Here is a 12,955-nt window from a genome sequence, read left to right as displayed (position 1 = left end):
CGGCAGAGTCGACCTCACCCGATCAGCTTACGTGGACGACCCTTGTCGGTCCTGCTGAGAGAATTCGACGGAAGAGGGACTACGGCGTGCCAATGCAGGCGTCCCCCCCGTGGCCTTACCGTGGAATGAAGACCGTCCCGAGCCGGCAGCGGAACTGCGCGCACCCCGGAGCTCCGGATGCCGCGAGGGAAGGGGCAAGGCGTGCGAATGACGGTGTCCTGGTCCTCAGTGTTCCGACTGCGGCAGTACGTAAAAGCAAGTTTGTGGATCATGCCGCTCTTCGGGATCGTGCTGGGCGTCATTCTTGCCGAATGCGCCATCACCGCCGATGCGGCGGACTGGCCGCCGAGCGGCTGGCGTTACTCCGCGACCACAGCAAGCAGCGTGCTCAGTTCCATTGTCGGGGCGATGGTGGCACTGCTGGGATTTGTCGTGACGATCGGCGTCCTCGTCATTCAGCAGGCAACCGGGACGCTGTCCCCGAGGTATATGCGCCTGTGGTACAGGGACCGGCTGCAGAAATCCGTACTGGCCACCTTCACCGGAACGTTCGCGTTCGCCTTCTCCCTGTTGCGCAGCATCGAATCGAACTCGGTGCCGGACCTCGGGGTCTCCCTCGCCGGCGGGGCCGTTGCCGTGAGCCTTCTGCTCCTGCTCATCTACCTCAACCGTTTCACGCACAACCTCAGACCGGTGGCCATCGCCGATCTCGTCGGGCGCATGGGAGAGAACATCTTTGTCCGCGCGACCACGAAGGTCCACGATTCCGCGCCGCACAACAGTGAAACCGTACCGACGCGCGGCCCGATGACCCCCGTCCGCTCGCCTCGCGGCGGGGCCATCCAGGCATTCCACACAGCTGGATTGGTGGCCGCCGCGGCGCGCCACGACTGCACCTTCGTCGTGCCTCACCTCATCGGGGATTTCGTGCCCCCCGGTGCCGTCCTCGTCGAGGTCCACGGCGGTGCGTCCGCGCCCGATGCCGAGCATGTGGCCGGTCTCGTCGCCCTGGGCGCCGAACGAACCATTGAGCAGGACCCCGCTTTCGCCCTGCGGATTCTCGTCGACATCGCCATCCGTGCCCTCTCCCCCGCGGTCAACGACCCCACGACCGCGGTTCAGGTGCTCAACCACATCGAGTCGTTCCTCACCAAGGTCGGCAGCAAGCAGCTGCCGGGCCGCTACGTGATGGCCGACGACCAGGGCCGGCCACGGCTCGTGCTGCAGGGACGTGACTGGGAGGACTACCTCCAACTCGCCGTTTCCGAGATCCGCGACTACGGGGCAACGTCCCTGCAGATCTGCCGGCGGCTGCGCGCCGTGCTCGACAGCCTTCTCGACAGCCTGCCGCCGGCGCATCTTCCGGCGGTGCGAGCCGAGTTGGACCTGCTGCGCGAGTCCGTGGAGCGGGCGTTCACCGACCCGGCTCGCCGGGCGATGGCACAGACGGCCGACCGTCAGGGCATCGGCGGCCGGTCCCTGCCCCCTCGGTAGAGGACCGTGTCGTGGTCGAGTCACGAAAGGCGTTGAGGTCCTCGGCCTGTCACCGGGGGCGCGCTCACGGGACGAGGCAGTCTTCTCAGCGTGGCGCGCGATGCCTGCCTGGCGACAGCACGGACGCCGCGTCGCCACTCCTCGGCGACCGGGCAAGGGAGTTACGGCAGCTCTCAGGCGGAGCCGGAACCGGTCGTGTCATCGTCCGGAGACCGGGCGGCCGGCGCTTCTGCGGGTATACCCAACTCCGGCACGGTGCGTCCGGCCGGAAGCAGCTGCGTGGTCACGAAGGCCACTACGGCCGCCAGAATGACCACGGGGATCATCGCTGTACTGCCGAGCAGCAGGACGACGAGCACCACGCTGCTGACCGGCAGTCGCAGGGCACTGGTCACGGCGGCAGCCATGCCCGCTGCCATACCGGGTACGACCCCCAGGCCCGGCAGCGGCGCGAGCAGCACGCCCACGGCACCGCCCAGGAGCAGCGACGGAAAGATGGGGCCGCCTCTCAGACTGCCCAGGCACAGGGTGTAGGCGACACCCGTGCAGAGCAGAACGGCGATCAGGGCGCCGACCCCCCAGGCATGCGGATCGGCGGCCAGGCGGCTCAGCGTGGCCTCGCCCGACGAGGCAACGTCCCCGGGTGACCGGCCGGTGGCGAGCGCGTACACGGCGGCGCAGGCGCCGGCGGCCACCGCGCAGAGGACCGTATGGATGAGCGGGCGCTTCGCCACGAACGCCACGGTCAATCGGCCGCCCTGAATGATGGCGTGCACGGCGACACCGATCGCCACTGCCATGAGGACCGACCAGAACACGTCCCCCGCGTCGAGACGCGGGAAGGGCACGCCCAGCTTCATGGTGAGGCTGTCCGTCTCGAGGCCGGTCCAGCGGCCGAAGCCGGTGAACACGAGCGAGCCCACTCCGCTGGACAACAGTGCGGGCAGCATCACGGCGAAGAGCTGCGGGCCCCCCACTCCGGCGACCTCGATCAACATCACCGCGGCGATCAGCGGGTTCCCGAAGATCACCGAGATGGCCGCGGCGGCTCCGGCCGTGCCCAACAGAATCGTGCCTTGGGTGGTTGCGGGCACGCGGGCCAGATCTCTGAAGACCAGTGCCAAGCCACCGCCGAGGGCGATCAGCGGGGCCTCAGGTCCGAGGGTGGCGCCGAGGGGGAGACTGGCCAGCGCGGCGAGCATCGCACCGGGAAGGGCTCTTGCCGAGCCACCGCCCGCATGCAGTCCCGCGGCGGGGATGTGGCCGCCGGCACCGGGCAGGTGGGCGACCACGAGGCCGACGGCGATGCCGGCCGCGAGCAGCAGCGGCAGCGGCCACCACCACGGCGGGGCGTCCCACCCCAGAGCGTCCGGCAGATCGGACCACATCAGATGCTCCAGCTCGTGGAGCACGACCAGGAAGAAGAACGCCACCAACGACACCGGAATCCCGATGAGGGCGCAGAACACGAGCGCCTTGAGGTAGCCGGGACTGCGCAGCAGTTCACGCAGCCGGTCCGCCTCCTCGGGCTGCGTCCTGCCGCCGGATGCGGCGGGCTGCGGATCCGGTTCCTTCATGGGGCCGTCCCTTCCCGGGTTCCGCGAAGCCCTGAGCTGACGATCCTGGCCTTCTGTTCCGCGAATTCCTCTTCCGTCAGCCCCCTTGGGCCTTTGGGCTTTCGGGTCGTCGCCCAGTTGCCTGAGCTGGTCGATCTTGCTGCTCATGTCGTCGTCGGGGATCCGGGGGCGGTGGCGAGGCGGCATCGGCGCCACGGGCTGCTGCTGATACGCCAGTTGCCGTTCGTCCGGCTGCGCCCAGCGGCCCGTCTGCCACCGCTCATGGCCACTCACTCGCGAGCGGATCGCAGTCCGGGCCTTGCCCTGCCGCTCGTGTCGGCGGCGCTCGCCGCGACATACGGCGACGGGCAGCCCTCCAGCGCCATTGCATCATTGGACCGAACGCCCCGCACTTTCGGATCACGAACGCGGGCTGGTGGTCGTCTCCTTCCGGCCTTGCGGCCCGAGGCCACACGCAGGGGCCTGGGGCCGCAACAAGGTCGAGGCAACGCCGGAAAAGTGGTGCACACATCCCGAGATGCGCAGGGTGAACGGGGTTATCAGACATGACGTGAAACCCGCCGCCGGCCCGTGACACAGCCGATCAGTGCACCATCCCGTGATCCTTCACGCGCGAGACATCGCCGCGCAACAGCAGACGTGGGTGACAGTGCCGGCGTCGGGTCGGTACACCCTGCATCGGATCACTCACTCCTTCACTCCAACGGTCGCCCAACGCTCGCCCGTCACTGCGCTCCAAGGTCTGCTGGCACCCAACGGACGCGCATACGGAAGGTCGAGCCATGCCGGATGTCGGACCGACAGGCAGTGAGCCACACCGCGATGCCACGAGCGGCAGCGGCGAAAGCTCCGAGCTGGAACGACTGCGGAATCGCGTCTCCGCGCTCGAGACCGGCAGCGCAGCCCGGGCGCCCCATCACCGGTGGCGGTCGTTCTTCTCCGCGCTGCTCATCGTCATCGGTTGCATTCTCGCTCCGCTTGCCGCCGTTGCCTCCTGGACGGCGGACGTGGTGGGCGACACGGACCGCTACGTCGACACGGTCACGCCACTTGCTTCGGACCCCGACATCCAGAATGCCGCGGCGAACAGGGTCACCAATGCGGTGATGGAGCACATCGACCTGCCGACCCTGCTCGAAGGCGTGGCGCCAGCGGACCGGCCGCTGGCCCAGAAGGCGCTCGGTAAACTCGGCGACTCGCTGGAGAACGCCGTCCGCAGCTTCGTCCACGACAAGTCGGAGGAGGTCATCGCCTCCGACACCTTCGAGAACATCTGGATCCAGGCCAACCGACGGATCCACGCGTCCGTCGAGAAGGCCCTGACCGGCTCCGGCGACGGCGCGGTGAAAATCAACAACGACTCGGTCACCGTCGACCTCGGACCGGTCGTCGACCAGGTCAAACAACGCCTCGTCGACGAAGGCATGACGGCGGCTTCGAAGATCCCCGAAGTGCACACCGACTTCACGGTGCTGCGCGCCGACAACATCGGCAAGGTCAAGACGTACTTCCGGCTCCTGCAGATCGCCGGGTTCTGGCTGCCCGTGCTCTCGGTGGTGCTCATCGCGGCCGGAGTCCTGCTGTCCAGGCACCGCAGGCGCGTTCTTGTGGCCGCAGCGCTCGGCTTCGCATTCGCCGTACTGGTGCTCGGTCTGGGCCTGACCGTCTTCCGCGTGGTCTACCTGAACGCGCTGCCCGACAGCGTCTCGCAGGGCGCCGCCGAGTCCGTCTACGACACGCTCACGCGCTACCTGCGCAGCACGGTCCGCATGGCGGCAACGCTCGGCGTGGTGGTCGCCCTGGCCGCCTGGCTGAGCGGCCCGGGCCGATCGGCGAACTTCGTACGGCAGTCGTGGCACTCCGGCATCGGGGCGGTCCGCTCCACCGCCGACCGCATGGGCATGCGCACGGGCCCGGTCGGACCGTTCCTCCGGCGCCACCGCACGTGGATCACCTGGGTCCTGGTAGGCCTGGCGGTCCTGACGTACATCCTGTGGAGCTTCCCGACGGCGTTGGTCGTCCTCACCATCACGCTGGTCTGGCTCTTCGCCATGGCTCTCGTGGAGTTCCTGGCCGGCGCCAGGGAGGACACACCCACGCCCACGGGCGATGCCGTGTCCGGGTCGTGAGACCGTAGGGCTCGTGTGCCTCGTGTGCGCAAGGCAAGCGCCCACGGTCAGCCGGTGGGCAGCTCCTCCGCGGGCAGCCGGCCCGCGCGCACCGCGTCGACCAGGGCCTGGTGGTCGCGCTCGTTCTGGTCGGCGTATGCCTCCGCGAACGTCGCGAGGGCGCGGTCGAAGGAGTCGCCGTTGCCCAGGTAGGCGGCGATCGCGATCCGGTCGCCGGACCGTGCGTGCGCGCGGGCCAGGGTGAATCCGCACAGTTCGCCGAACGCCGCCAGCTGCCTGGTCGACATCGTCTCCGGCATCGCGATGCCCTTCCAGTCGCGCAGCTGGCGGACGTAGAAGTCGCGCCGCTTGCCGTCGATCCCCTCCACCCGTTCCCAGCCGAGGAAGATGTCGCTCGTGGCCTGCATCAACCGCTGGCCCGAGACCACCCGCTCGCCCTGGTTGCGGTACTTGCTCGCGCCGACATGATCGGCCAGCACGGAGGTGTCGGCCTCCTTGGCCTGGAGGAACAGCGGGTCCCCGCCGTCCCGGCCCAGCAGCAGGAAGATCCAGCAGCGGGTGCCGACACTGCCGACACCGACCACCTTGCGGGCGACATCCGCCAGCCGGTAGTCCTCCAGGAGCGTGCGCCGGTCGGAAACCAGAGTGCGGCCGTACCGCTCGATCAGGCCTCGGAACTGGCGCTCGAGCGCACTGCGCTCGACGTCCGGCAGCAGGTCGCTCATCGGCATCAGAAGCGGGGGATCAGCCGCGATCCTCGGTCGGCCGTCGACCAGCTCCGTGAGCTTTTCGAAGACCTGCAGGCTGTCGCGGGTGCGGGCCTTCGCCATGGCGCGGGCCAGCTTCTTCTGTCCGCGCTTGTGGAGCCGGCCCGTGGTCAGCTCCTCGAGACGGTCCGCGTCGACCTTCGCGTACCAGACGTCGAGGTTGCGCATCCCTGCGAAGCGGATCATCGCCTCGCGGTACGAGCACACGGTGCGGCTCACGATGCGGGCGCGCTCGGCCTCGTCGAAGCCGTTTGCCCGGCCTGCGATGGCGAAACTTGCCGACAGCCGCTTCACGTCCCACTCCCACGGGCCCGGCAGTGTCTCGTCGAAGTCGTTGATGTCGAACATCAGCTGCCGCTCGGGGGAGGCAAGCAGACGGAAGTTCAGCAGGTGCGCATCCCCGCAGAGCTGGGCCGTAATACCCGAGTCCGGACTGCCGGCGAGGTCGGACGCCATGATCGCTGCGGCGCCCCGGTAGAAGCGGAACGGGGACTCCGTCATCCGGCCGTAGCGGATCGGCACCAGCTCCGGCACCCGGGTCGCGGACTGCGCCTCCAGGATCGCCAACGGGTCAGGCCTGTCCGGAGAGGGCTTGTAGACAGCGTGTCCCGACCGGGGCGACTGGCGCCGGGCGGCCTTCCCCCGGGCGGCACGTTCCTCGGGGGTGTAGTGCGGCGCCATGCGCATCGCCGCGGTGGGATTCTCGGACATCGGTAGGCCTCCTGCCTGGCCCGGCGGCCACGTGCACCCGGTGCGGCGCGCACGACGGAGCGGGGCCGTTTCCTGCTCGGCGGTACGCCGAGGCCCAGCGCAGTGCCCTTCACGTATCCCGTATTCGACGTTCAAGGCACCGCGTTGCGTACGGTGTCGCCCCCGGCTCAGCCCTGGAACTCGTCGTCGGACTCGGCGACAGCGATGGCGATGCCGAGCGCTGCGGTGATGTTCCCGGCCGCCGTCATGACGCGCGCCGTGCCCACGATGGGGGCGACAGCGACCAGGACGTCCTGCACCTGGGCGGCCGTCACACCGGACTCGAGCGCGGGCCCGATGTGGGCGGCGTACGAGATCGGCGGAGCGTCCGAGGCTGCGAGAGCCGCGATACGCGTGAGCATGAGCATGTCCGGGGGCAGCCCGCACCGCTCGACGGAATCGACCGTCATGGCGGCGAGAGTGTCCAGGACTGGTGTTTCCGATGCAGTGGACATGACATGCCCTCCTGGTCTGTGACCCACGCCGCACTGGGGCTGGAGGCGGAAGCAACGGGGATCCGCGGGCGTCGGGCTCCCTTTCACCATAGGACCCGACCAGGTCGGACGCATGGGGCTGCAGCGGCCCGCCGGGCCCGGCCGGACCTTGAACGACAATGCCTGGTCCACGATGGCCCGGGCACCCACCGTGCCCAGGCGACAACGGCCGCCGGTACGGCGACCGCCACCGAGCCGAGAGCAACGCCTGCCCGTGCGCGCGTCGGTGCCTGCGCCGGGTGGCCGGAGGTGCAGGCCGAGGTGCTCCCGGCAACCGGCGGCCCTGCAGAAGCCGTGCGCTGCCCGGCCTGTAGGGAGCGAGCGAATCAGCCGCAGCGGCGATCCGCGTCAACTCCCGCACGCTGGGCCCCGTTGGTCGGTCACGCCTGGCAACACAACGGTCGGTCCGCACCACGAGACTCAGAGGCATCACATTCTCGTAAGCCCGAGCCGGCAGGCTCGGATACCCCGGAGGACAGCGACGCGAGGCCCCTCTCGTGCGCACCGAGCCATGAAGTGGCGTCCGGCGGACGCTCGCCGTCGCGATCGGCAGGACGCGACCTGGGCTCTGACGGTGAACAGCCTGCACCACCAAGAGGATCCCGCCATGTCCATGCACCGCCCGGGCGTGCCCGAGGACCTGCCACCCGCCGAACTGCTGCGGGCGCGCTGGGCTCTGGTCGCCGTGCTGGAGGCGACCACCGAGGCGGAGAGCGACGGCGTCCACCGCACCGGCCACTGGGTCGACGAGGCCGGGCTCAGACGCGTTCCAGCGGACGGTGCGGGCCGACGGGAAGTTCGACGCGAATGGTGTCGTCGGGGCGGACCTCGCCGCCCTGCCGGACCACGCTCATGATTCCCGACTTGAACGTGAAGTCCCCGGTGTCCGCGTCCAGTTCGAGGACCTCCTTCAGGAGCCCCTTGCGGAAGGAGTCGATCTGCGCGCATGGATTACGCAGGCCGGTGACCTCCACGATCGCGTCGGCACCGAGGTGCAGGAGCGCACCGGTGGGCAGGCCGAGCAGGTCGATCCCGCGCGTGGAGATGTTCTCGCCGAGCTCGCCCGCGGCAACGGCGAAGCCCTTCATGGCGAGCTCGTCGAAGAGTTCCTCGTGCATGAGGTGCACCTGGCGCAGATTGGGCCGGCTCGGATCCTGCCGCATGCGGAACCGGTGCTTGACGGTCTCCCCCGCATGGACGTCGCCCTCGACACCAAGGCCGGCGAGCAGAGTGATGCTCGTACGGTTCGGTTTGGTGAAGGAGTACGTCCCGTTGCTGCTGACAGCCGTGACCCGTGCCCCCATGATGCCCGTTCTCCTTGCCTGTGCGTCTCGTACCGGGCGAGAGTAACCGGCCACGGCCGACGGGCGACCAGGGGGGCGACGACTGCGAGACCGGCGTACATGACTGCCGGACCGAACGGGTCAAGGGGTGCCGGTGATCCACCGCTGGAGTGCGCTGTGGGTGGCGTCGTCCAGCCTGCACAGCTCTTCGATGGCGGCGAGGTCACCGGGCAGCGGCGCGATGCCGGCGGTGGTGAGAGCGGCGTGCAGATCCAGGCGACGGCGGTCCGTCGGATCCAGCGGCATGGGCACGCGGTGGGTCGGGTCGGGCGCCGGCAGGTGGTAGTCGCCGGACTCTGCGATGCCGTCGGCGTCGTGCGGCGCCGCCGGGCAGTCGTCGACGAAGGCGCCGGGGAAGCGATAGGGGTCGAACGTCGTCAGCTCAGCCGAGTCGATGGTGGAAGCCTGCCAACCAGTCATGAGTGCCTCCTTGTTGTCGTGCAACTGGGCAGAAGGAGTGCACGGGCGCCAAGGGCAGTTCCAGTACGCAGGGAATGCCACCTGAATGTCCCCTATGGCATCTGGTCACATATGAGATGAAACGATACGTCCGGGGGCCGACAGGTGGCCGTTCAGGGCCCGTTGCTAGAATGTGCACGTCGGCCTTCGGCGCGCCCTGTGCATGCGTCCGGAGGCTTTTTTCATGCCTTCCGACACCTCCGCGCCCTCGGCGCCCACCACCACCGGCTATCGCGATCTGCTCCGCAACAGCGAGTTCGCCGGCCTGTACGCAGGCTTCACACTGGCGACCGGCGCGAGCACCTTGTCGGGCTTCGCGCTCGGCACCATGGTCAGCCGCCAGACCAACTCACCGTTCCTGACGGCCGTGAGCATGTACGGTGCCACCTTCGCGACGGTGCTCGGAGCACTCACGCTGATGTCGGTCGCCGACGGAAAACGTCCTCGCCGGACGATCGTCGCGCTCCAGTTCGTCTCGCTGCTGGGTGTGGCCGCGCAGGCCATCCCGGGGCTGCCGTTGGCCGCCCGGTTCGGGTTGCTGCTCGTGCTGGGGTTCTTCCAGTCCTTGGGGACCGGCACGCGGATGGGACTGCTCGCCGAGATCGTGACCTCTTCTGCCTATGCGACGGCACGTTCGCTGATGAACATCACCGCGGGCAGCACGGCCATCCTCGGCTTCGCCGTCGGCGCCGTACTGCTGCGGCACCTGACAGCGCACGGGGTCTTCGTCGTCGCGGCCGTACTCACCGCACTCGGCCTGGCCGTGGTGGCGACGACCGTTCGGGAACGCTCGATCCGGCTCACCCGTCGCCCCGGACTGCGCCGGACCTGGACGACGAACGTCGAGCTGTTCTCCCATTCGGGGCGGCGGGCGCTCCTTCTGAACCTGTGGGTCCCCAACGGGCTCATTGTCGGCTGCGAAGCCCTGTTCATCTCCTACGACCCGGGCAACGCCGGCGTACTCCTGGCCGCCGGATCGGCGGGGATGCTGCTCGGGGACCTGACCGTCGGCCGACTGCTCACCGCCGACCAGCGGCGCCGCTGCGCGTTCGCCCTGCGGCTGCTGCTGGCCGCCCCCTTCCTGATGTTCGCGTCCCATCCGCCGGTCCTGGTCACGGCTGCCGCTGTACTCCTTGCGAGTGCCGGATTCGCCGCAACCCTGCCCCTGCAGGAGCTGCTTCTCGCGCTCGCACCCGATCCTGTCCGCGGCCAGGTCCAGGGCGTCGACTCCGCGGGCCGGATGACCTGGCAGGGCATCGGTGCCGCGATGGCCGGCGGCGTCGCCCAGTACCTCACCCCCGGCTTCGCGATCACGGCCGTCGCCGCGGTTTCCCTCGCCGTCACCGTGGTTTCCCGGCCGTTCGTGCTCCGCGCCGGCACCGTCGGTGCCGAGAGGGCAGACGTATGAGCCATGCTCCGGCAGGCGCCCTCCCCGCGCCCGGTCGTACCTGCGACCGGGCCCGTGCCGCTGAACCTGCCTATCGTGGGAGGACCACGAGGTCGAAGCGGTGTCGGCTGGCAGGTGGATCGTGAACGGACCCGAAATCGACTACCAGGCGGTCTTCCACGCCCTGCCGGGCGCCGTGGCGCTGCTGACCACGGACCTGGTGTACGCGGATGCCAACGCGTCGTACCTGTCCACGTCGGGGCGAAGGCGCGAGCAGGTGGTGGGCCACTACCTGTTCGATGTCTTCCCCGACAATCCGGCCGACTCGTCCGCCACCGGCACGCGCAACCTCCGGGCGTCCTTGCTGCGGGTAGCGGCCACCGGGGAGCCGGACACCATGGCCCTGCAGCGCTACGACGTGGAACATCGGGACCGACCGGGGATGTGGGAGGAGCGGTACTGGAGCCCGGTCAACGTCCCCGTGTTCGACGCCGACGGCACGCTGGTGCTGCTGCTGCACCGGGTGGAGGAAGTCACCGAGCTCATCCGCTCCCGCGGCCGGCACGGCACAGACGGCGGGGAGCAGGCGCAGATCCTGGAGGCCGAGCTCTACACACGTGCCCGCGAACTCCAGGACGTCAACGAACGACTGCGCCGTGCCCACGCCCGGGAACGAGAGGTCGCCCTCCACCTCCAGGCGGCGATGCTGCCCGCACGCCGGCTCGACCACCACCGAGCCTCGGTGCGCTACCAGCCCGCCACCGGCGCCCTGAACGTATGCGGGGACTGGTACGACCTGGCCGACCGGCCCCGGGGCGACGGCACCGTCGTCGCCGTCGGCGACGTCGTGGGCCATGGACTACGGGCGGCCGGCGTCATGGGACAGCTGCGCAGCGCCCTCAGCGCCGCTTCCCTCGTCGCCGACGGTCCCGCCCAGGCCCTGGAGGTCCTCGACCTCTACGCCCGCTCCGTCGACGGCGCGGAATCCGCCACTGCTGTGGCAGCCTTCATCGACTGGGTCGGCCACACCCTCTCGTACAGCAGTGCCGGGCACCCTCCACCCGCCCTGCTCCACCCCGACGGCACCGTCACCTTCCTCGACCAGGCCACCGACCCCCCGCTCGGCGCCCTGCCCGAACACTTGCCCCGTCCTCAGGCCGAGTGCACCTTCATCGATGGTGCCACCCTCGTCCTCTACACGGACGGACTCGTCGAGCGCCGCCGCGAGGACATCGACACCGGCCTGGCCCGCCTCGCCGATTCCCTCGCCCGTCACCGCACCGCCGACCCCGACACCCTCGCCGACGCCCTCCTGACGGACCTGCTGCCGCCCGCCGGCGTCACCGACGACACCGCCCTGGTGATCCTCCGCCTGTGACCCCGGCGTGCCGGCCAACGCGCGGGCCCCGGAGTCCGTACGTCCCAACAACGCGTTTGCGCACCGCGCTCGGCGTGGATGTGGGCGCTATCGGAGGCGCAGGCCCCCGGCAGTTCATCCTCGATGATTTCGACCAGCCAGTCGAAGGCGGTCGGGCCGCGTCCCGCACGTGCGTCCGCGAGGCGGGCGTTCATGTCTGCTCTGTTCGTCGGGTGGCAGTTCACACTCCACAGCTCGAGCTGACGCGCAGCCTCTGCGTGCCCGAGATTCCGGCGGGACGATTCATGGTCACGCCACTCGATCACGAAGTCACCGTCTTCCGGTGTCCCGAAACCGCCCCGGAGGCAGTCTGCGAAGGCATCGAGACTCCGGCCGAAGTAACCGCCGCAACCGATGCTGTCGCCGACGACCTGCCAGAAGTCCGTCAGCGTCCTGATTCTGATGCCGTCCAGCACGTATATCTCCGTCACAAGCGGAAAGATACGTCCGGACCGGTGGCCCACCCGGCGTATGGATGCCCCATGGCCGGCGCCGTCACCCTCGACGGCCGGGCCAACTCGAGCGAGATCATGCAGCGGTTGCCCTCACAGCAGACCCTGGGCAGGCTTCTCGAGTTGGGCAGGGGCGGGAGCCACCGCCATCGAGAAGGAGTGGCCGGCCGGGTCGGAGAAGACCCGCTCCTCGTGGGGACCGCGCCGGTTGCTGGTGTCCACCGGCCGGGCGCCGAGCCCGATCGCCTCGCGCTCCGCCTCGTCGAGGTCGTCACGGGCCACCAGGATGCGCAGATGCGACTGCTGGGAGTCCTCCGGGCGCGGCCAGCTGGGCGGCGCATAGCCGTGGTCGCGCCGCATGGCCAGATGCACACCGCCTTCACGGACAACCTCCACGAAGTCGGGGTCGCTGCCGACACGTATGTCCGCGCCGAGCAACCCGGCGTAGAACTCGGCCAGTTCCATGGGCTGCGCGGCGTCGAGGACGAGAACGCTGGTCTTCTCCACTGTCATGAAACGCGGTTACCCCCGGCTGCTCCGCGCACACAGAGCGCTGCGGCGCGCAGCACGATCGGATGATGGTGGATCAGGAGACCGCGCCCGCGGCGTCGGCGCCCGGCTTCCGCCGAGGAGCAGCCCTGCTGAGTCTGCCGTGCGCAGCCAGGATCCCGACGATCACCAGGCCG

At 69.5% G+C, this 12,955-nt stretch carries 10 protein-coding genes and 1 pseudogene; 4 read left to right on the top strand and 7 right to left on the bottom strand.

Features of this window, described 5'->3' with window-relative positions:
* Positions 1-270: 270 nt before the first annotated feature.
* Complete coding sequence (locus AC067Z_RS13085; RefSeq protein WP_478789558.1) at positions 271-1,494, top strand: DUF2254 domain-containing protein; 1,224 nt, start codon at positions 271-273, stop codon at positions 1,492-1,494.
* Positions 1,495-1,667: 173 nt separating this feature from the next.
* Here the strand turns inward: AC067Z_RS13085 and AC067Z_RS13080 are convergent, their stop codons facing one another.
* A complete protein-coding gene (locus AC067Z_RS13080) occupies positions 1,668-3,071 on the bottom strand; it encodes a chloride channel protein (protein WP_478789557.1) in 1,404 nt (467 codons plus the stop codon).
* 782 nt (positions 3,072-3,853) lie between these two features.
* On the opposite strand from AC067Z_RS13080, the gene AC067Z_RS13075 reads away from it, so the two are divergent.
* Positions 3,854-5,200, top strand: a complete 1,347-nt coding sequence (locus AC067Z_RS13075; RefSeq protein WP_478789556.1) for a hypothetical protein — start codon at positions 3,854-3,856, stop codon at positions 5,198-5,200.
* A 47-nt stretch (positions 5,201-5,247) separates the two neighbouring features.
* Here AC067Z_RS13075 and AC067Z_RS13070 read toward each other — a convergent pair whose 3' ends face one another.
* The 4 genes from AC067Z_RS13070 to AC067Z_RS13055 all read right to left on the bottom strand — a co-directional run bounded on the left by AC067Z_RS13070 (position 5,248) and on the right by AC067Z_RS13055 (position 8,974).
* A complete protein-coding gene (locus tag AC067Z_RS13070; protein ID WP_478789555.1) occupies positions 5,248-6,678 on the bottom strand; it encodes a DUF2252 domain-containing protein in 1,431 nt (476 codons plus the stop codon).
* A 167-nt stretch (positions 6,679-6,845) separates the two neighbouring features.
* Positions 6,846-7,172 (bottom strand): carboxymuconolactone decarboxylase family protein, encoded by a 327-nt coding sequence (locus tag AC067Z_RS13065; protein ID WP_478789554.1) that lies wholly within the window; start codon positions 7,170-7,172, stop codon positions 6,846-6,848.
* 797 nt (positions 7,173-7,969) lie between these two features.
* Positions 7,970-8,515 carry an MOSC domain-containing protein gene (locus tag AC067Z_RS13060; RefSeq protein WP_478789553.1) on the bottom strand — a complete coding sequence of 182 codons (546 nt, stop codon included), beginning with the start codon at positions 8,513-8,515 and terminating at the stop codon, positions 7,970-7,972.
* A 120-nt stretch (positions 8,516-8,635) separates the two neighbouring features.
* Positions 8,636-8,974 carry a hypothetical protein gene (locus AC067Z_RS13055; RefSeq protein ID WP_478789552.1) on the bottom strand — a complete coding sequence of 113 codons (339 nt, stop codon included), beginning with the start codon at positions 8,972-8,974 and terminating at the stop codon, positions 8,636-8,638.
* 223 nt (positions 8,975-9,197) lie between these two features.
* On the opposite strand from AC067Z_RS13055, the gene AC067Z_RS13050 reads away from it, so the two are divergent.
* Positions 9,198-10,421: an MFS transporter gene (locus tag AC067Z_RS13050; protein ID WP_478789551.1), complete on the top strand. Its 1,224-nt coding sequence runs from the start codon at positions 9,198-9,200 to the stop codon at positions 10,419-10,421.
* A gap of 121 nt (positions 10,422-10,542) precedes the next feature.
* Positions 10,543-11,778, top strand: a complete 1,236-nt coding sequence (locus tag AC067Z_RS13045) for a PP2C family protein-serine/threonine phosphatase (protein ID WP_478789550.1) — start codon at positions 10,543-10,545, stop codon at positions 11,776-11,778.
* A gap of 104 nt (positions 11,779-11,882) precedes the next feature.
* Here the strand turns inward: AC067Z_RS13045 and AC067Z_RS13040 are convergent.
* Both AC067Z_RS13040 and AC067Z_RS13035 read right to left on the bottom strand, forming a co-directional pair.
* Positions 11,883-12,248: pseudogene (locus AC067Z_RS13040) on the bottom strand (barstar family protein); the annotation flags it as partial.
* 114 nt (positions 12,249-12,362) lie between these two features.
* Positions 12,363-12,782, bottom strand: a complete 420-nt coding sequence (locus AC067Z_RS13035; RefSeq protein WP_478789549.1) for a VOC family protein — start codon at positions 12,780-12,782, stop codon at positions 12,363-12,365.
* Positions 12,783-12,955 lie beyond the last annotated feature (173 nt).

The sequence above is a fragment of the Streptomyces sp. NPDC043812 genome (assembly GCF_056436245.1).
The sequence above is the reverse complement of the archived record's forward strand: the minus strand, read 5'-3'. Positions and strand labels throughout refer to the sequence as shown.